17 protein-coding genes, 1 tRNA gene and 1 pseudogene are annotated in these 19,472 nt (G+C 35.1%); 5 read left to right on the top strand and 14 right to left on the bottom strand.

The window, feature by feature from the left end; genetic code table 11:
* Nucleotides 1-10: 10 nt before the first annotated feature.
* The 12 genes from DMB91_RS06540 to yajC all read right to left on the bottom strand — a co-directional run bounded on the left by DMB91_RS06540 (nucleotide 11) and on the right by yajC (nucleotide 13,354).
* Nucleotides 11-85, bottom strand: a tRNA-Asn gene (locus tag DMB91_RS06540).
* Nucleotides 86-160: 75 nt separating this feature from the next.
* Entirely contained in the window at nucleotides 161-841 is a 681-nt protein-coding gene (locus DMB91_RS06535) for an endonuclease III domain-containing protein (protein WP_034904496.1), read from the bottom strand.
* A gap of 12 nt (nucleotides 842-853) precedes the next feature.
* A complete protein-coding gene (locus DMB91_RS06530; protein WP_034904607.1) occupies nucleotides 854-3,805 on the bottom strand; it encodes a DEAD/DEAH box helicase in 2,952 nt (983 codons plus the stop codon).
* Between the two features lie 6 nt (nucleotides 3,806-3,811).
* On the bottom strand, nucleotides 3,812-4,207 hold the full coding sequence (locus tag DMB91_RS06525) for a polymer-forming cytoskeletal protein (RefSeq protein ID WP_034904493.1): 396 nt from the start codon (nucleotides 4,205-4,207) through the stop codon (nucleotides 3,812-3,814).
* A complete protein-coding gene (locus tag DMB91_RS06520; protein ID WP_034904605.1) occupies nucleotides 4,153-5,043 on the bottom strand; it encodes a M23 family metallopeptidase in 891 nt (296 codons plus the stop codon). The genes DMB91_RS06525 and DMB91_RS06520 overlap by 55 nt, the downstream gene beginning before the upstream one ends.
* 4 nt (nucleotides 5,044-5,047) lie before the next feature.
* Entirely contained in the window at nucleotides 5,048-6,211 is a 1,164-nt protein-coding gene (locus DMB91_RS06515) for a Mur ligase family protein (protein ID WP_034904490.1), read from the bottom strand.
* Nucleotides 6,201-7,586: a hypothetical protein gene (locus tag DMB91_RS06510; RefSeq protein WP_034904488.1), complete on the bottom strand. Its 1,386-nt coding sequence runs from the start codon at nucleotides 7,584-7,586 to the stop codon at nucleotides 6,201-6,203. The genes DMB91_RS06515 and DMB91_RS06510 overlap by 11 nt, the downstream gene beginning before the upstream one ends.
* Nucleotides 7,579-8,085: an LPS assembly lipoprotein LptE gene (gene lptE, locus DMB91_RS06505; protein ID WP_052043191.1), complete on the bottom strand. Its 507-nt coding sequence runs from the start codon at nucleotides 8,083-8,085 to the stop codon at nucleotides 7,579-7,581. The genes DMB91_RS06510 and lptE overlap by 8 nt, the downstream gene beginning before the upstream one ends.
* Nucleotides 8,082-10,520 carry a leucine--tRNA ligase gene (gene leuS, locus DMB91_RS06500; RefSeq protein ID WP_034904551.1) on the bottom strand — a complete coding sequence of 813 codons (2,439 nt, stop codon included), beginning with the start codon at nucleotides 10,518-10,520 and terminating at the stop codon, nucleotides 8,082-8,084. Before leuS ends, lptE begins: the two co-directional genes overlap by 4 nt.
* Before the next feature lie 14 nt (nucleotides 10,521-10,534).
* On the bottom strand, nucleotides 10,535-11,506 hold the full coding sequence (gene secF, locus DMB91_RS06495) for a protein translocase subunit SecF (protein WP_034904482.1): 972 nt from the start codon (nucleotides 11,504-11,506) through the stop codon (nucleotides 10,535-10,537).
* Entirely contained in the window at nucleotides 11,506-13,089 is a 1,584-nt protein-coding gene (gene secD, locus DMB91_RS06490) for a protein translocase subunit SecD (RefSeq protein WP_034904478.1), read from the bottom strand. The genes secF and secD overlap by 1 nt, the downstream gene beginning before the upstream one ends.
* A complete protein-coding gene (yajC, locus tag DMB91_RS06485) occupies nucleotides 13,082-13,354 on the bottom strand; it encodes a preprotein translocase subunit YajC (RefSeq protein ID WP_034904477.1) in 273 nt (90 codons plus the stop codon). The genes secD and yajC overlap by 8 nt, the downstream gene beginning before the upstream one ends.
* On the opposite strand from yajC, the gene DMB91_RS06480 reads away from it, so the two are divergent.
* Nucleotides 13,327-14,667, top strand: a complete 1,341-nt coding sequence (locus tag DMB91_RS06480) for an apolipoprotein N-acyltransferase (protein ID WP_034904473.1) — start codon at nucleotides 13,327-13,329, stop codon at nucleotides 14,665-14,667. The genes yajC and DMB91_RS06480 overlap by 28 nt on opposite strands.
* A 150-nt stretch (nucleotides 14,668-14,817) precedes the next feature.
* On the opposite strand, the gene rsfS is transcribed toward DMB91_RS06480, so the two are convergent.
* Both rsfS and nadD read right to left on the bottom strand, forming a co-directional pair.
* Nucleotides 14,818-15,144, bottom strand: coding sequence for a ribosome silencing factor (gene rsfS, locus DMB91_RS09130; protein ID WP_260604884.1), 327 nt, complete (start codon nucleotides 15,142-15,144; stop codon nucleotides 14,818-14,820).
* Nucleotides 15,145-15,177: 33 nt separating this feature from the next.
* Nucleotides 15,178-15,702 (bottom strand): annotated as a pseudogene (gene nadD, locus DMB91_RS09125) (nicotinate (nicotinamide) nucleotide adenylyltransferase); the annotation flags it as partial.
* Nucleotides 15,703-15,761: 59 nt separating this feature from the next.
* On the opposite strand from nadD, the gene gap reads away from it, so the two are divergent.
* From gap to fabI, 4 genes are read left to right on the top strand one after another with little or no spacing between them, the layout of a single operon-like run.
* Complete coding sequence (gene gap / locus DMB91_RS06470) at nucleotides 15,762-16,757, top strand: type I glyceraldehyde-3-phosphate dehydrogenase (protein WP_034904468.1); 996 nt, start codon at nucleotides 15,762-15,764, stop codon at nucleotides 16,755-16,757.
* Between the two features lie 2 nt (nucleotides 16,758-16,759).
* On the top strand, nucleotides 16,760-17,971 hold the full coding sequence (locus DMB91_RS06465) for a phosphoglycerate kinase (RefSeq protein WP_034904467.1): 1,212 nt from the start codon (nucleotides 16,760-16,762) through the stop codon (nucleotides 17,969-17,971).
* A complete protein-coding gene (locus DMB91_RS06460; protein ID WP_034904464.1) occupies nucleotides 17,968-18,657 on the top strand; it encodes a triose-phosphate isomerase in 690 nt (229 codons plus the stop codon). The genes DMB91_RS06465 and DMB91_RS06460 overlap by 4 nt, the downstream gene beginning before the upstream one ends.
* The gene (gene fabI, locus DMB91_RS06455; RefSeq protein WP_034904461.1) at nucleotides 18,651-19,472 is read left to right on the top strand and encodes an enoyl-ACP reductase FabI; all 822 of its coding nucleotides are present in this window, start codon (nucleotides 18,651-18,653) and stop codon (nucleotides 19,470-19,472) included. The genes DMB91_RS06460 and fabI overlap by 7 nt, the downstream gene beginning before the upstream one ends.

Raw genomic sequence — 19,472 nt, 5'->3', positions numbered from 1 at the left:
AAATAAAAAGTGGCTCCGGATGCAGGATTCGAACCTGCGACCAAGTGGTTAACAGCCACCTACTCTACCGCTGAGCTAATCCGGAATTTTTAAAATTAAAAGTGTGATTGTAGCAAAATAGCTCTTTTTTGTCAAGACTTTTTTAAAAAAAGCTCTAAATTTAAGCCCTTAATTGTGTTAAAAGTTTTTCGCCCTCAAAGCTTAATTTTGCCCCTTTAAAATAAGCTTTGCCAAAGGCTATGATTAAAGCGTGAAAAATTTGATATAGCTCATATAGCTCATAGTCTTTTTTTAAAGCCTTGCAAAGTTTTGCTTGTTCACTTTCTACCCCACTTTGAAAAAACTCTCTTAGCTCCTCATAGCTTTCAAACTCAAAACCTAAGGCAAGGGCTAAACGTTTGGTATAGCTATCAACAACAAGAAGTTCTTGTTTGCAAAGATAATTTAGCACACTATCAACACTTTCAAAGCCAAGCCCTTTGATACTTAAAAGCCATTCCCTACTCGCTTTTGTTTTGAAATTTTCTAAGCTTTCATACTTATTTATGAGCTTTTCGCATAGATTTTTTAAACGTTTTGCTTTGGTATTATAAAATCCACTTGGCTTAATAAGTCTTGCAAGCTCTTCATTTTCAAGCTTTGTGATTTGTTTTATACTTGAAATTTGAGCGTTTTTTAGGTTGTTTAGAGCTTTTAAGACATTGTTCCAATTTGTATTTTGAGTTAAAATCACAGAAATGAGAAGCTCAAAGTCACTCAAGCCCCTATTTTCGAGCCAATCAAAGCCCTCATAATCTAAATTTAAATGTATCAAAAAGTCAAAAATCCTAGCCCCATTCATTAAAACTCCTTTTTATGCACTTTGCTTTTTTCTTAAAAATGAAAGCACTGCATCAAGCACATCATCATCGTCATTACTGCGAGCTCTTATCATTTCTTTTGTATCATCAAGATAGGTAAATTGTATATTCATCTCAAAACTTGAAATACTTTTAAAATGCTTTAAGCCTAAAATTTTTATGATGATGAGGGATAAAAACTGTTGGGTATAGACATCAAGCTTGCCAAAGCGATCATTTATCTCGCCTTCTATCTCATAGACTTCATTTACACTTTGACACTTGCTTAAACGCCTGTAAAGCTCTAAACGCAAGCGATCTTCGTTGATTAGGTCTGGGTTTAAAAAGGCATTTACCCCAAGTTTTAAGTCTATCTTTTCTTCACTTGGCACTTCTTTTTTACTTAAGGCATTAATCTCATCTTCAAGCATTTTAAGATAAAGGCTCAACCCAATTTGCTCTATATGCCCACTTTGATCGCTTCCTAATAAATTCCCCCCGCCTCGTATCTCAAGATCATGATAAGCTAGCACAGAACCAGCCCCTAAAAAAGAATTGCTCTCTAAAGATACAAGACGTTTTAAGGCTTCTTTGGTGATAAAATTTTTATCCTCAACTAAAAAATAACAATACCCTTGCTTATCACTCCTTCCTACCCTGCCACGAAGTTGGTGTAAATCAGCCATACCAAAACGATCAGCATTTTCAACGATGATAGTATTAACATTAGCCAAATCAATACCACTTTCTACTATGCTGGTGCAAAGGAGCATATCGTATTTTTTGTTTTCAAATTCAAGCATTTGTTCTTCTTGAATTTTTGAATCAATTTGTGAGTGAAGCACAAGAATTTTTAAGCTCTTAAACAGCTCTAAAAGCTCTTTTTTGCGAAGCTCTATACTAGCGATATGATTGTGTATATAAAAAATTTGTCCGCCCCTTCTTAGCTCTCTAGCGATCACTTCTTTAAGCAAGGCTTCATCATATTCTTTCACATAAGTTCTTACATCAAGCCTTTGTAAAGGCGGAGTTTGTAAGCTTGAATAAGATTTGATCTGACTTAAGGCTTGATTTAAGCTTCTTGGGATTAGCGTAGCTGACATAGAAAGCACATGGGCATTGTAGCTAAGCTCTTTAAGCTTTTCTTTTTGTTTTACTCCAAATTTATGCTCTTCATCAACGATGACAAGGGCTAGATTTTCACATTTTAAACTTAAAAGTGCATGCGTGCCGATAACTACACAAGGAGCATTTGAAGCAAGTTTTTCTTTTACAAGCTTTTTTTCTTTTGTGCTTGTAAAGCGATCGAATTTAAAAACTTCTATATCAAAACTTGCAAATCGCTTGCTTAAGGTTTTATAATGCTGGTGTGATAAAAGAGTGGTTGGCACAAAAAAAAGCACACTAAAACCACTTTTTAGCACAGGCAAAATGGCATTCATCGCCACTTCGGTTTTACCAAAACCAACATCCCCGCTTATGAGCCTATCCATAACCCTGCCACTTTGAAAGTCTTCTAAAATAGCCTCACAAGCCTTAATTTGATCCTCAGTATAAGCAAAGCCAGCACTTGTGGCAAATTTTGCTTGCTCTACATAATCAATATGAATTTTTTTAGGCTCAATCAAAGCCCTTTTAGCAGCCAGTATCACAAGCTGTGAAGCAATCGCAAAAAGTTTTTCTTTAAGCTTTTCTTTAAGACGTAAAAAAGTGCCTTTGCCAAGCTTATCCATACTTGGGATACTTGAGCTTATATATTTATCAATCATATATAAGTTTTCAACAGGAAGTAAAAGTTTGTCATCATTTTGATACAAAAGAGCAACAAATTCTTTTTTTATTCCACTGATCTTAATCATCTCAAGCCCCAAAAACTTCCCCACACCATAATCTTGATGCACGATAAAATCGCCCTTGCTTAGCTCATCGATGATTAAACTTGCTTTTCGTATGCGTTTTTTAGATGTTTTTTGATTTAAAGAAAGTATGATCTTTTCTTGGCTGATAAGATGAAGTCTTAAAGGGCTAATTTGCAAGCTTAAATTTGAAGTTTTTTCTATATTTAAAGCCTTAAAAAGAGCTTCATTTCGTGCTAAGATAAGAATTTCTTTATCTTGATGAAAATTAAAAAAATCCTTTGAATAAGTGCTTTGTAAGTCTTTATAGTGCTTAGCTTCTTGTAAAACTCTAGCATTAATCTTTTCAAGTTTAGCCTTATCTACTCCCTCAAATTCTAAATCCTTAAAGCTTTTTATACTCTTAAAATCAAGCTCTAAATAATCACAAAAATCATCTATACACCAAAAACCAAAAGAATTAAAATCGCTAATCAAAGCTGAATTTTCAAATTTTTCAAGCTTATCTTGCAAATTTTTAAACTCGCTTTGAGAAAAATGAGCCAAAAAAGGACAGATATAAAGCTCTTGAAGTTCATTTTGTATAGATTTTTGAGTATTTATATCAAAATACCGCAGGCTTTCTATTTGAGTGCCAAAAAAAAGTATCCTAAATGGTTGTTCTTCATTGATGGCAAAAATATCTAAAACTTCGCCACGCCAAGACAGCTCGCCCTTATCTTGCACTATATCCACAAACTCATAACCAAGTCTGACAAATTCATCTTTTAAGACTTTTTCATCAATATGCTCACCAAGTTTAAGCTTAATATTTTGTAAATGCTTTTTACCCGGTAATTTATGCAAAATAGTTCGCAAAGGAGAAATAAATATTTTTTTAGAGCTTTGTTCTTGATAATAGGCATTAAGCACCTTACAAAGCTCAAAAAGTTCTTTTGAAAAAGGGCGTAAATCATCATCTTGACTTGCTCTAAAATCTGGTAAAACAAAGCTTTTAAAGCCTAAAAATAAAGCAACTTGAGCCAGCTCATCAGCTTCTTTATCATCCTCGCAAAGTAAAAGCTCACATTTTTGCTCGCTTTGCAAGAATTCGTAAAATTTAGCCTGAATCAAAACTTATTCTTCGGTTTTTGAAGCAGTATTTTCAATAAGTGTAAGTGTTTCGTCTTTGATCTTGCTATTGCCGTTAAACTTGCCACCATTTTCTATAGCAAAGCCCTTTATAGAAATATTTCCATTGACTAAACCACCCATAAGAATTTCAAGATTGTTTGCATCAAGCTCACCATCAAAAATTCCATTCACAACGACTTTATCAGCATTAAGCTGTCCTTTAATAATCCCTGTTTTACCGATAACAACCACACTTTGTGAGTGGATTACACCGCTAATCTCACCATCAACATGAAGCATAGAATCAAAGTAAAATTGTCCTTCTATCCTTGCTCCTGCTGAAATCACTGTTGTTTCTGAGACGCTGCTGTTGATATTGCTTTTATTAAAGATTGCCATGGCACTCTCCTTTCTTGATTAAAAAATTTATCCATATTTTTACGATCTAAATTCAAAAAATATAGAGGTTCTAAAGTCTTATTGATAAATCTTACCTCATAATGCAAATGAGGACCAGTTGATGCTCCTGTGTTGCCTGTATAACCGATAAGCTCTCCTTTTGAAACAAATTGTCCGGGTTTTACCACATCTTTTCGCATCATATGAGCATAGATAGTTTTAAAGCCAAAATTATGTTGTAAAGTTACCATATAACCATAACCATTGCTATTATAGCCTGAAAACTCAACGACTGCATTTGCAGGGGCATAAATTGGTGTGCCAATGGTTGCTCTTAAGTCAATGCCGGTGTGAAATTCCTGCCTTTTTAAGATAGGATGATCCCTCCAGCCATAATTACCAGAAATCCCTTTATCTTCTATGGGATAACCATTTGGAATTTGAAGCAAAACACCTAGTTGCTGTTCGTTTGTAAGATTGAGCTTTTCAAGTCTTGCATTTAAAGTCAGATTATTTTCATTGTCAAGCCCAAGTTGCTCTTCAAAAATGGCAATTTTATCTTCTATAGCTGCATATTGTTCAGCTTTTTCAGCAAGACTTGCTTGCATTTTTTCGTTATTTATGACTAAATCTTTGCTATTTTGTATCAATTCTTCTCTTTTTGCGTCAAGTTCGCTGACTTTAGAATCTAAATAATGGATATAAAAAGCACTAAAGATTAAAAAAAGTAAAACAAAAGCGATAAGGTAAAAAGCAATCTTCTTAATCACTTGAGAAAGATAAAAATGCTTTGAACCATTAACATCAGTGATCGTAATGGTAAATTTATTCAGCATACGCTTATGTGGTCTCAAAATACTCCTTTAAAAAATGCTGCACCAAAACAAAAGAGCCAAAGACAAGATAAGTTCGATCTTTTTCAAGTTTTATGAAATCCTCACACTTTATATCAAGCTTTAAAGCCACTTCTTTAATATGTTTTGTAGCAAGCTCTCTTTGACTTTCATATTTGTAAATCATAATTTTATCAATTATAGGCTTAGCAATTCTTAAAATTGCAAAAATATCTTTATCTAAAAAAGAATTATAAATCAAACAAAGCTTTTGTCCTTTAAATTTCTCAAGCAAAGCTCGTGCTGCAAGCTCGTTGTGTCCTACATCAACAAAGATATTTTCACTTATTTGCTCGCACCTACCTCTTAAATCAAGCTTTTGAAGTTTTTTAACAGCACGAAAAACTTGAGTTTTATTTTGCAAAACTCTTAAAGCAGCAAGTGCGAGATTTAGATTGTGTTCTAAAAAAGAAGGAAGTTTGTGTCTTTGTGCGTAAGCTTTGCTCGCTTTAAGCAAATGAACGTCTAAAAGCTCATTTACATAAAACAACTTTGCTTTTTTTAAAATGGCTATTTTTTGACTAAGTTGCAAAACAAGCTCTTCTTGCTCGTTTGAGATCACAGCCTTTTTTGCCATAACTTTAAGTTTTGTTCGAGCGATCATTTCAAGCTTGTCGCCTAAAATTTGAGTATGATCAAAACCTATTTTCGTAAAAACACTTAATCTTTTTTCAAACAAAGAAGTGCTATCAAACTCTCCCCCCAAACCTGCTTCAAAGATAATGAAGTCGCATTTTTTAAACACAATCACAGCTAAAAAAGTCGCATACTCAAAATAACTCAAACGTTCTAAATCGCTTTGAAAAATTTCACTTAAACTCTCATGAGCTTTTTGCAATACTTTATCATCAAGTATTTTTTGATCAAGCCAAAATCTTTCATTAAATTCAAAAATATGCGGACTTGTAAAATGCCCTACCTTAAAGCCAAGCTTATATAAAAGCTGAGCTAAAAATCGTCCTGTGCTGCCTTTGCCATTTGTGCCGATGATATGAATAATGGGTTTAAGCTTTAAGTCTTTTTTATACTTTTGATACAAACTAAAAGCACGAAAACGATCAATTCGTGTTGAGTATTCTACTTTTTGTTCCAAAAAGGCTTTAAATTTCATCAACTTTCTTTAAAAGTTCATCTAAAAGATTTAAGTGAGGATAACTTGCCTTATCCATAAAAAAACTCACTATGCTTGGAATGATGACATCTTGTTTATAAATAAATTTAAAATTTTCAATCTCATTGATATTTTTTTGCATAAAAGGGATAATTTGCTCGTAAGTTTTTGCGCACACGATGAGTAAATATGACTTTTCATCAAGCATCCAAAGTTCGTCGTTTTCATCGCAATTTTCTTGTAAAATTTTCTTAAATCGTTCTAAAATTTCACTTAAATTGCTCACGCCATATTTTTCCATGATAAAACGATAATTTGAAACACTAAACACGCACAAAGCATAATTTATCTTATATTGCAAAAACACTTCATCAAGCTTGAGTATATGCTTTTGAAGCGTCCAATTTTCTCTTTGTTTGGTATCACTTACCTTGTGAAGGTGGGTATGAATATGTGTGATTTTTTCGTTTAAAGCAAGGAATTTATTTTTCAAATCATCAAAAGAAACCTTCACGCTACCGTCTTGTTCTTTTTGTAAAGAATTAACAAAAGCGACATTATTTTGATTGATGTTATTAAGCAAATCGATCAGTTGGTTAAGCTTTTGGAGATTTTGATCAAAAAAATTAAGGTTTTGTTGCACAAAGATTAAGTCCGTGCTGATTCTTTTATTTACCATTTCTAAAAGTTCGTTTTTAAAAGTATCGCTTTTGCCCTGATCAAGAGCAAGAATATAGGGTTTTTCTTTGAGTTTTTGTTCAAATTCAGCAATTTTATCATTATGAAGCAAAGAAGGGTGTAAGCACAAAGCGATAAGCTTGGCAAATCTATCATATGATCTAGCCTTAAGTTGAGAAAGGAGTTTTTTGATGGTAAGAGTAAAATCATCATTTTTAATGCCATATTTTTTAAGCTCTTCTTCAAGTTCGTGATCTTCATAATCTTGCTGCCATTGTTGCCATTTTTTTTCAAGCAAATAAATATTTTCAAGATCCATTGCCTTTGAAATTCGAGCCAAAGTCATAGAAGCTATATCTTTAACCTTTTTATCTTTGCTTGCAAGCAAACTTTTCATGATAATATTTAAAAGCTCAAAAAGCTGGGGGGATTTTTCTTTGTTTTGACGATTAATCTTTGAGATGAGAAAAAAAAGCAATTCATCAATGTTCTTAATATTTTTAAGCTGTATATCATTTTGATGTGCTGGGATTAATAAAGCTTTAAATTTCTCTACCTTTTCTTTTGTGCCTCCACTCACACCGCGTTTTGAAGAAAGCTCTTCGAAAACTTCAGTATAATTTTCTGGCGTAGGTTTTAAGCCTCGTTGTCCAAGCAAAAACAAGGTTTGTTTTGCAAGTTCGTTAATATTAGTCATTGCGCTGTCCTTTAATCGCAACTATAGAGACAAACTCATCAAATGCCTCACTTGAAGCAAAACGCATCGCATCAAGCCTTGCCGTATCGCTAATAACGCTATTTGGCGAGATAGCAAAATCATAGCTACCCTGCGTTTTGATAAATTCTTCTTTGCCGTCTTTGAATACAACACTAAATTCAAGATTAAGCTTTGCTTTATATGCGATAACATAGCCATTTTCATCATAGATTATTGGGATAAAATCAAGATTTCCTACTCTTACATTGATACTTTCATCAGCTTCTTCTTTAGAGGCTGGGCTTTTGCCAAGCTTATTAATGATCACTTCTCTTAAGGTATCAACAACAAAAACGCTATTTTGTGGATCTTGTGGTGAAATTTCAACGCTAACATACACCTTATCACTAAAGATTTTTTGAGCAACCTTGCTTGTCGGCACATAGCCACACGCGATAAACAAAAAGCTTATGCCCAAAGCAAATAAAGTTTTTATCATTTTATAACCAAATTCACAAGTTTTTTATCGATATAAATTTCTTTGACAAGCTCTTTGCCCTCAAGCCATTTTGCCACGCTTTCTTTAGCCTTGCTTAAAATCTCATCTTTGCTTAAACTTGCTTCTATTTCAAGCTCAGCTCGCTTTTTGCCATTGACACTTACACCTATGCTAAAGTTATCTTTAACAAAAACTTCAGTTAAAAGCTCAAGTTTTTTAAAATTTTCACACCCAAAAAGTTCGCTTGAAAGCTCGCTTGCTAGATGAGGAATGATAGGCTCAAGCACATTTAAAAGTATATAAAAGCCCTCAAGTTCTAAATTTTCATTTTTTGCTACACTTAAGGCATTTAAAGCTTCCATGCAAGCTGCGATTAGGGTGTTGAAAGCAAAATTGCTCTCATATAATTCATTTGATTTTTTCAAAGCTTCATAGACCTTAAGTCTTGCAAGTTTTTCGTCCTTGTTTAAGGCATTTTGTTCTATAGCTTTTAAGCTTTTACCCTTAAGCTTTAAGGCTCTTTCATACACTCTTGCTAAAAAGCGATATGCTCCATCAACTGCATCAGCATTCCATTCAAGTTCTTTTGCTGGCGGGGCTGCAAAAAGTATGAAAAGTCTTGCTGTATCAGCTCCGTATTTGCTGATAATCTCATCTGGATCGATGACATTACCCTTTGACTTGCTCATCTTTGCTCCATCTTTAAGCACCATTCCTTGCGTTAAAAGACGCACAAAAGGCTCATCCGCCTTTAAATACCCCAAATCCCTTAAAGCCTTTTGGAAAAAGCGAGCATAAAGCAAATGCAAGATAGCATGCTCTATACCGCCTATGTATTGATCCGCTCCAAGCCAATAATCCGTGCTTTTTTCATCAAGTGCGATTTTTTGCCAAGTTTTTTCATCACTTGCAAAACGAGCATAATACCAAGAACTTTCAAAAAAAGTATCTAAAGTATCACATTCTCTTTGAGCTTCAAGCCCACATTTTGGGCATTTGCAATGTTTCCAAGTAGGGTGCTTTTCTAAAGGATTGCCCTCCCCTGTGATATTTACATCATCTGGCAAGGTTATAGGTAAGTTCTCAAGCTTTTCACTAACTAAACCACAGCTTTTACAATGCACCATAGGTATAGGACAACCCCAATACCTTTGCCTTGAAACGCCCCAATCACGAATTTTAAAATTAGTCATTGTTTTACCTATGTTAAGTTGCTCGAATTTCTCAGCTATTTTTACTCTTGCAACATTACATTCTAAGCCTTCAAATTCAACACTATTAATAAGCTTGCCTTTTTTATCTGTGTAAGCCTTGCTTGGATCATAGCTTTCATCATCAATGACTTGTTTTATAGCTAGATTATACTTCCTAGCAAATTCAAAATCCCTCTCATCATGAGCTGGCACAGCCATAACTGCCCCACTTCCATAATCAGCCAAAACAAAATTCGCCACCCAAACTGGAATTTTCGCCCCTGTTAAAGGATGAAGGGCATAAAGTCCTAAAAAATAGCCTTCTTTATCATTCATCTGTCTTTCTCTTGGGCTTTGATTTTGTATAGCTTTAATCTTTTGTGCTGTGTGTTCATCAAGCAAGTTTTTTTCAAGCAAAGCATTTACTATGCTGTGTTCTGGAGCTAAAGCTACATAAGAAACACCAAAAAGCGTGTCAGCCCTTGTCGTAAAGACCTCAAAAGAAGGAGATTCAGCCTTTAAAGCACTTTCATCATCAAGCTTAAAAGCAAACTCAAGCCCATAGCTCTTGCCTATCCAATTTTCTTGCATGGTTAAAACTTGAGCACTCCACTTACCTTCAAGCTCCTTAAGTCCAGCTAAAAGTTCATCTGCATAAGCAGTGATTTTTACATAGTATCCAGGCATCTTTTTTTGGATAACTTCATGCCCACAACGCCAGCATTTTCCATCCTCAACCTGCTCATTTGCAAGCACAGTTTTATCATGATCACACCAATTTACAAGGGCATCTTTTGTATAAATGAGCCCTTTTTCAAACATTTTGATAAAAAATTCTTGCTCAAATTTGGTATAAAGTGGATCAGAAGTAGCAAGCATACGTTTTCTTGAAAAAGAAAAACCTAAAGAAAAAAGCTCTTTTTGCATATAGTCTATATTTTCATAAGTCCAAGTTTTAGGGTGAATTTTATGTTTTATAGCAGCATTTTCAGCAGGCATACCAAAGCTATCAAAGCCTATGGGGTGAAGCACATTAAAGCCTATTTTTCTAAAATGCCTTGCAAGTGCATCGCCTATGGTATAATTTCTTACATGTCCCATATGTATGCGTCCGCTTGGATAAGGAAACATAGATAAAATGTATTTTTTAGCTAGGCTTAAATCATCTTTTGGCTCGAAAGCCTCGCTTTTTTGCCAAAATTCCTGCCATTTTTTTTCTATCGCACTTGCTTCATATGCCATTATTTTTTCTCTCCTTAAACACTGCCTTTTTCATACATGGCACGCATTTTTTCTTTTTCTTGTTTTTTCTTAAGTTTATCAAGCTCTTTTTGTCTATACACACTTACACTAAATTTAAACCAAAGCAAAGCCGGACTTGCTACAAAAATCGAGCTTAAAGTCCCTGCTACAAGCCCTACGATGAGTGAAAGTGAAAAGCCTTCTATCATAGAACCGCCAAAAAAGTATAAGATCACAACAGTGGCTAAGGTAAGCCCTGAAGTAAGCACAGTCCTTGAAAGCGTGGCTGAAACGCTTTCATTGATAATAGGTGCAAGCTCGCTTTTCTTGCTTGTTTTTATGCCCTCTCTTATGCGATCAAAAATGATAATAGTATCATTTAAAGAGTATCCAAGCACGGTTAAAACAGCTGCTAAGGTATCTAAATTCACATCTATTTTAAATAAAGAAATAGCTCCTAAAGTAATGATAACATCATGCACCTCAGTAATAATAGCTGCCATAGCAAAACGCCATTCAAAACGAAGGGCTAAGTAAATTAAAATCGCAAGCAAAGACACGCTTACTGCCATAATGCCTTTATTTCTAAGCTCATCGCCCACTTTTGGACCAACCACATCAACACGTCTGATCTCAAAAGAGCCTGTATCTTTTAAAAAACTTGTAATTTGCGAATTTAAATCAGTTTCTACATTTTCATTTGAACCTAGAAAACGTATAGTTATTTCATCATCAGAGCCAAATTCAGTTACACTTAAGTTTTGAAAGTCCCCACCAGCTTCAAGCTTAGCTCTAATGTCTGCAATAGGTGCTTTTTGTTCGTATTTAAGCTGTATGAGTGTGCCGCCACTAAAATCAATGCCATATTGCAAGCCCCTATCAAATAAAAGCCAAAGCGAACCGAGCACCAAAAAACCAGATAAAAAATAAGCACCAAAGCGCATACGCATAAAATCATAAATTTTCTTTTCGCTAAAAAACTGCATTATTTTTTTCTCCTATATCCAAACCAAAGCCTTGTATTATTGCTTTTTTCCATTTGTTTTATAAACAAATCAAACATACCATGTGTGCCAATAATAGCCGTGATCATACTGACTAAAATACCTATACCAGTGGTTACTGCAAAGCCTTTAACCGGTCCTGTGCCATAAGCATATAAAGCGATTGAAGTTACTAAAGAAGTGATATTTGAGTCCATAATCGCACTCATAGCGTGTTTATAACCATCTTCTATGCTTTTTTTGATACTTGCTCCCTCACGCAAAAGTTCTCGTATGCGTTCATTTATGATCACATTTGCATCAACTGCCATACCAACGGTTAAAACAAGCCCAGCCATACCCGGCAGGGTTAAAGTCGCTCCAAAAATCGCCATCACAGCCACAACCACAAGTATATTGGCAATCAAAGCGATATTTGCAAAAACTCCGGCTATACCATAATACACCATCATAAATATCACTATAGCAATGCTTGCACCAATTAATGCTAACATTGACATTTGTATGCTATCGCTTCCTAAAGATGGACCTATACTTCTTTGCTCTAAAACTTTAACAGGAGCAAGCAAAGCTCCACTTCTTAAAGCCACAGCCACATCTCTAGCCTCTTCTTGAGTGAAATTTCCACTAATTTGCCCACTACCTCCACCTATACGCTCGTTAATCACGGGTGCTGAATAAACTTTATTATCAAGCACTATAGCAAGGCGTTTTCCAACACTTTTTTCAGTATAATCAGCAAAAATTCTTGCCCCTTGTGAATTTAAGGTAAAATTGATAATAGGAGCATTTGAATCTTTAGAAAAAGCTACTCTTGCATCAGTTAAGGTTGATCCATCAAGCACAGGGATAGTTTTTAAGGCATATTTAATATTTTCATTTTTAGCATCAGCTAAGATAATATCGCCATAACTTGCCGCTTCATTTTCACTTAAAAGATGCGCTTGAGACATCCTTGCATCATCTACTTCCATGAGTTGTAAATGAGCTGCTGTGGTGATTCGTTCTTTTGCTCTTTGCTCATCTTGGCTCGTCTTAATACCAGCAAGTTCGACTAAAATCTTATCTTCGCCTTGTTTGGCAACGGTTGGTTCAGCCAAACCAAACTCATCAAGGCGGTTTCGTATGGTTTCAACTGCTTGAAGCAAAGCATAATTAAGCGTTGATTGAATTTCCTCATCACTTAAACTCAAGCTATAATGCATATTTGCAAACGCAACATTCAAGCCGACAATATCCTTTAAAATAGCATCAATTTTAGCCACATCGCCTTCATCATAAAGCTTAAACTCGATACTAGTATCGCCTACTTTTATATCATCACTAATGATATTTTGTTTGTTAATCTCATAACTTAAAGCTGAAGCTATGCTTTTAATCTTTGATTTCACCGCTTCTTCACTATCTACGCCCAAAAGCAAATAAAGTCCGCCTTGTAAATCAAGTCCTAAATTAATCTTTGCTCCCTTTTGACTTTGCAAAAAAGAAGGCAAGGAAAACGCTATGCCAAAAAACAATACTGCTACAAAAATAAAAAGTTTATAGTTGATTTTTGAATTAGGCATCAATTTTCTTTGCTATAAATTCTTTTGAAATTTTTGCAATAGTGTTCTCATCATTAAGCTTAACTTTGATAAAATCATCTTCTGGTTTTATCACTTCGCAGATCAAGCCACCATTTGTGATGATTTTATCGCCTTTAGTAAGCTCTGAAATCATTTGTTTGTGGGCTTTTGCTTGTTTTTGTTGAGGGCGGATAACCAAAAAATAAAAAATCGCAAAAAGCACGAGTAGAGGTAACAATGAAGTTAGCAAAGAGTTTTGTTGCATATTATTTTCCTTTTGTAAAAAAATTAAATTCTAATTCTAGCATTTTAAAAATAATAAAATCCTTTTTTATTGCAATTTTACTTTCAAATTCAATTTATTTATCCTTTTTTGAGGGCTTAATCCTTGAAATTTTTTCACCATTTTTGGCTATTTATGGACTTGTTTTGCTTTTACGATCTGATAAAACTGGCTATTTTTGGGCTGGATTTTTTCTTGGAATTTTGTGGTTTTTTTGGCTTTCATTTTCTTCTGTTTATTTTGGACTAAGCTATTTGATCCCTTTTGAAATTCTTGGTATTGGTTTGTTTTATGGGATTTTGTTTCAAGTTTGCTTTATGCTTAAATTTGACTTTTTAAGGTTGTGCGGAGTATTTTTAATCAGCTTTATCCACCCTTTAGGCTTTGACTGGCTTAATTGGGGTATTTTAAGTGTGTATGGCTTTTTTGAAAGCTCAATGAAAGGCGTGATTTGTATGTTTTTAATCGCGTATTTTTACTATGAAAGATACATTTCAAGATATTATAAAATCACCATTATTTTAGCTTTATTTTTTATAGGTATGCAGTATAAGGATACTGAATTTAAAAGCTTAAATGCAAATATTGCTTTGATACAAACACATATCTCTCAAGATCAAAAATACCTCAGCGAAAATCAAGCCAATGAAGCAGATAGACTCATCAATGAGATATTTAAGGCTATAGAAGCTAAAAAAGAAGTAGTTGTGTTGCCAGAAAGTGCCTTTGCTTTTGAACTTAAACAAACTTTTTCAGGGCTTTATTATGAGCTTTTAAAAGAATTATCTAAAAATATTGTTATCATCACAGGAGCGTTTAATGAAGAAAATAAAGGTTTTTATAATAGCACTTATGTTTTTCAAAATGGTGAGGTAAAAATTCTTAACAAGCATTATCTTGTGCCTTTTGGCGAAGAATTACCTATCTTCAAAGAATTTGTGCGAACTTATCTTTTGCCAGATATGGGCGAGTTTTCAAGAGGCGAAAAGCTCAACCACTACGAACTTTTTGGACAAAAAATCACCAATGCGATTTGTTATGAAGCCACAAAAGAAGACTTATACAAAGAAAGTAAGATCATCATCGCCATATCAAATAATGCTTGGTTTGACGACTTTATAGAACCGAGCTTACAAAGACTTTTGATCGCATTTTATGCAAGTAAATATGGCGTAAGCGTATATCATGCAACAAATGGAGAAATTACAACCACCATCACACCTAAAAAATCACTTTTTGCGTATCTTAAAAACGAGCTTTTTGCGTATCTTGATCAGTTCAAAAACATAAAATAAAGTAAAAATGTAGCAACCAAAGATGAAAACTCAAGCAAAAAAACCTACAAAAGACAATGTGTTTAATGATAACTTAACTCAAGATAATGATCTTAACCAAACACAAGAATAATAAGTCGCTGTTCTAAGCTTTGATCCTTAAAGTAAAACTTAAGCCTTTTGCTTGCCAAGCTCTTTTAAAAACTCTTCCAAATTGTATTTTGCTCTATAATCCTCACTCAAAAGATGAATGAGTATATCACCTAAATCAAGCACGCTCCAATCCTCAGAACTTTCTATGCCCAAAAACTGCTCTCCTTTTTCTTTAAGCTTTGTTTTAAGTTCATCAATTAATGCCAAAGCATGCCTTTGTCCTAAAGTATTTGCAAGCACCACAAAGCTTACAAAATAATCCTTATCTTGCATATCAAAAACTTCGATTTGCTCGGCTTTTTTATCATCTAAAATATCCGTAATAGCTTTGATTCTTTCTTGCATTTTTATCCTTTGAGTTTTATTTATAAATTGAGTATAATATTCTTTAACTTCATCTTTTATGCCCTCACAAACCTCGCTGACATCTAAGGTATCGCGAATAAAAGATGAGGCTATATCAAAATGAACATCAAGCTTTTTAAATTCCTTTGGTATAATGATCTTAAGTCTGCTTGCCACGACAAATTCAACCATTTTGCTTAAGCTATCAAACTCATGCCAAGAGTGCAAACTCGCTAAATGATCAGCGCCTATAATAAGATAGATTTTACTAGGATTAAAACGTTTTTGAAGGTATAAAACGCTTTCTATACTTGGCACAGGTCTTTCTTGTTTTATCTCAAAATCACAAATTTCAACCTTTTCTAAATTTCCCCATAGTTTTTTCGCCCATAAAAATCTTTGCTCTTTACTTGCTACAAAGCCTTGTTTAAAAGGGTTTATAAAGGTTGGCATAATGATGAGTTTATCTATATCAAGTGTGTTTAAAGCTACCTTTACCACAGCATCGTGTCCTAAGTGCGGCGGATCAAAACTTCCGCCAAAAAATGCAATTTTCATTAAATTTTTAACCTTTTTTTTGTAGAATTCTAGCATTTTATTTTGCAAAAGGAAATTAAATGGCGATTAAAATTGCAATAAATGGCTTTGGGCGTATTGGAAGGTGTGTTGCACGTATTGCATTAAAACGCGATGATGTGGAGCTTGTAGCGATTAATGATACTTCAGATTTGGAGATCACAAAATACCTTTTTAAATATGACAGCGTGCATAGAACCTATGAGGGCGAAGTTTCAAGCCAAGATGATATGCTTATCATTGATGGCAAAAAAATCAAAGTCTTTAAAATTCGTGATATCAAAGAACTTAACTTTGCAAAATACGGTGCACAAGTCGTGCTTGAATGCACAGGAGCACATTTAACTCAAGAAAAGTGCCAAGCTTTTTTAGAACAAGGCATACAAAAAGTAATTATGTCAGCTCCTGCAAAAGATGATACGCCTACCTTTGTTATGGGCGTAAATTCTCATCTTTATAAAGGCGAAAAGATTATCTCAAATGCAAGTTGTACCACTAACTGCTTAGGTCCTGTGTGTAGGGTTTTGCAAGATGAATTTGGTATAGAAAAAGGGCTGATGACAACCATACATGCTTATACAAATGGGCAAAGCATTATTGATGCAAAGACAAAAGACAAACGTCGAAGCAGAGCAGCGGCTCAAAACATTATCCCAACTTCAACCGGGGCTGCAAAAGCCATGAAGCTTATCATGCCAGAACTTGATGGACGTTTGCACGGGCAAAGTATGCGTGTGCCAGTGATTGATGTTTCAAGCGTGGATTTGACCGCAAAGCTTGTCAAAAAAACAAGCAAAGAAGAGCTGAATAATGCTTTTAAAAAGGCTGCAGCTTCAAATTTAAAAGGCTTTTTGGCTATTGATGAAGATGAGAGGGTAAGTTCTGATTTTATAGGCTCAAGTTATGGAGCGATCGTGGCTTGCGATCTTACTCAAGTGATACAAGATGATTTTGTTAAAATCGTGGCTTGGTATGATAATGAATGGGGCTATTCAAGCCGTTTGCTTGATATGGCTGTGTTGGTGATGAAAGGTTAAAGATGCAAAGTGCTGATATTGTCTCGGTTAAAGAACTTGATTTAAATGGCAAGAAGGTGTTTATCCGCTGTGATTTTAATGTCCCTCAAGATGAGTTTTTAAATATCACTGATGATAGACGCATTCGCTCAGCTATCCCTACGATAAGATATTGTTTAGATAATGGTTGTAGCGTGATTTTAGCTTCTCATCTAGGGCGTCCAAAGGAGCTTAGTCAAAAATACTCTCTTGAGCCTATAGCAAAACGTCTTGCAAGACTTTTAAATAAAGAAGTAGTTATGGCAAAAGATGTGATTGGAAAAGACGCTAAAACTAAGGCAGCAAATTTAAAACCAACTGAAATTTTAATGCTTGAAAATTTGCGTTTTGAAAAAGGCGAAACCAAAAACGATGAAGAACTTGCAAAAGAACTTGCCTCAATGGCTGATGTGTATGTCAATGACGCATTTGGGGTATGCCACAGAGTGCATGCTAGCGTTGAAGCCATCACGAAATTTTTTGATAATAATCACAAAGGAGCCGGCTTTTTACTCCTTAGAGAAATCAGCTTTGCAAACAACCTCTTAAAACACCCAGCCCGCCCTTTTGTAGCTGTGGTAGGCGGCTCAAAAGTAAGTGGCAAGCTTCAAGCTTTAAGAAATCTTATCAACAAAGTCGATAAGCTCATTATCGGCGGGGGAATGGCTTTTACTTTCTTAAAAGCTCTTGAATTTGATATAGGCGATTCACTCTTAGAAGAAGAACTTATCGACGAAGCAAAGGCGATCTTAGCAAGGGGTAAGGAACTTGGGGTAAAAGTTTATCTACCTGTAGATGTGGCTGTGGCGCGCACTTGTTCAAGCGATGCTTTAATGTCTTATGTGCCAACTCAAGAAATTCCAAACGGCTTCATGGGACTTGATATAGGACCAGCAACTGGAAAGCTTTTTCGCGAGGCTTTAAGTGATGCGCAAACCATTTGGTGGAATGGACCTATGGGCGTGTTTGAGATAGAAAAATTCAGCAAAGGCAGTATGAAGATGAGTCATTTTATAGGCGATAGCCATGCTACAACCATCATTGGTGGAGGCGATACAGCCGATGTTGTGGCACGATCAGGTGAGGCTGATGAGATGACTTTTATCTCAACAGGTGGAGGAGCGAGCCTTGAGCTTATCGAAGGTAAAGAACTTCCCGGAGTTAAGCCTTTACGCGTCAAAGAGGGCGAATTATGATATATGCGGCGAATTTAAAGTGCCATCATTCAAGAGCTTCTTTTGCTTTATATGCTCAAAAGCTTGATGAAGCTTTAAAAATACATACAAAAGATGAGGTTTTTGTCTTTCCGCCAAGCTCGTGTTTTTATGCAAATGTCAAGTATTTCACTCAAGGGGCACAGAACTTTTATCCTTGCGTGCAAGGAGCATTTACCGGCGAAATAGGCAAAGAACAGCTTGATGAATTTGGTATAAACTCTGTTTTGATAGGACATTCAGAACGAAGAGCTTTAGGCGATAATGAAAACCTCATCAAAGCTAAATTTGACTTTGCAAAAGAGCATGCTTATACAATCGTCTTTTGTATAGGAGAGGATTTAGTATGTAAAAAAGCTGGCAAAACGAAGGATTTTTTACACAAACAGCTTGAAAATATAGATTTAAATTATGAAAAACTCATCATCGCTTATGAGCCTATTTATTCTATAGGCACAGGGGTAAGTGCTGAATTTAAAGATATAGAAGAAGTTTTACTTTTTTTAAACAGCCTAAGTAAAGCAAAACTTTTGTATGGTGGAAGTGTTAATGAAGAAAATATCAAAGCTATTTTAGATATAAAGCATTGCGACGGAGTTTTAATAGGCTCTGGGGCATTAAAAGTAGAAAATTTCATCTCTCTAATAAAAAGGATAAACAAATGCTAATGAAAGGCAAAAAAGGACTTATAGTTGGCGTAGCCAATAACAAATCCATAGCTTATGGCATAGCTAAAGCGTGTGCGAGTCAGGGAGCTAAGCTAGCATTTACCTATTTAAATGAAGCTTTGCAAAAACGCGTCGAGCCAATTGCAGCTGAGTTTAACTCAAGGGCTGTGTATGAGCTTGATGTGAATAACGAGGAGCATTTAAACGCTCTTGCAGGCAAAATAGAAAAAGACTTTGGTAAGCTTGATTTTGTAGTGCATGCTGTAGCATACGCTCCAAAAGAGGCTTTAGAAGGTGCTTTTATTAACACTACAAAAGAAGCTTTTAATATAGCTCTTGGTACTTCAGCCTACTCCCTAGTAGCTTTAACGCGTGCGGTATTACCCATCTTAAATGATAATGCTTCAGTGCTTACTCTTAGCTATCTTGGCGGGATAAAATATGTGCCACATTATAATGTTATGGGCGTAGCTAAGGCTGCTCTTGAAAGCTCTGTACGTTACCTTGCAAGGGATTTAGGTGTAAGGGGCATAAGGGTAAATGCAATTTCAGCAGGACCTATCAAAACCCTTGCAGCAAGTGGTATAGGGGATTTTAGAATGATTTTAAAATACAATGAAATCAACGCTCCATTAAAGAAAAATGTCAGCACCGATGAGGTAGGCAACTCAGCCATGTATTTACTTAGCGATCTTGCAAGCGGAGTAAGTGGGGAAATTCACTATGTTGATGCGGGCTATAATATCATGGGAATGGGTGATGTGTGCGAAGATGAAAAAGGTAAAACTATACTTTGCTGGGATAAGGAAAAATAA

Source organism: Campylobacter sp. MIT 97-5078, assembly GCF_006864455.1.
Taxonomy (GTDB): Bacteria; Campylobacterota; Campylobacteria; order Campylobacterales; family Campylobacteraceae; genus Campylobacter_D.
The sequence above is the reverse complement of the archived record's forward strand: the minus strand, read 5'-3'. Positions and strand labels throughout refer to the sequence as shown.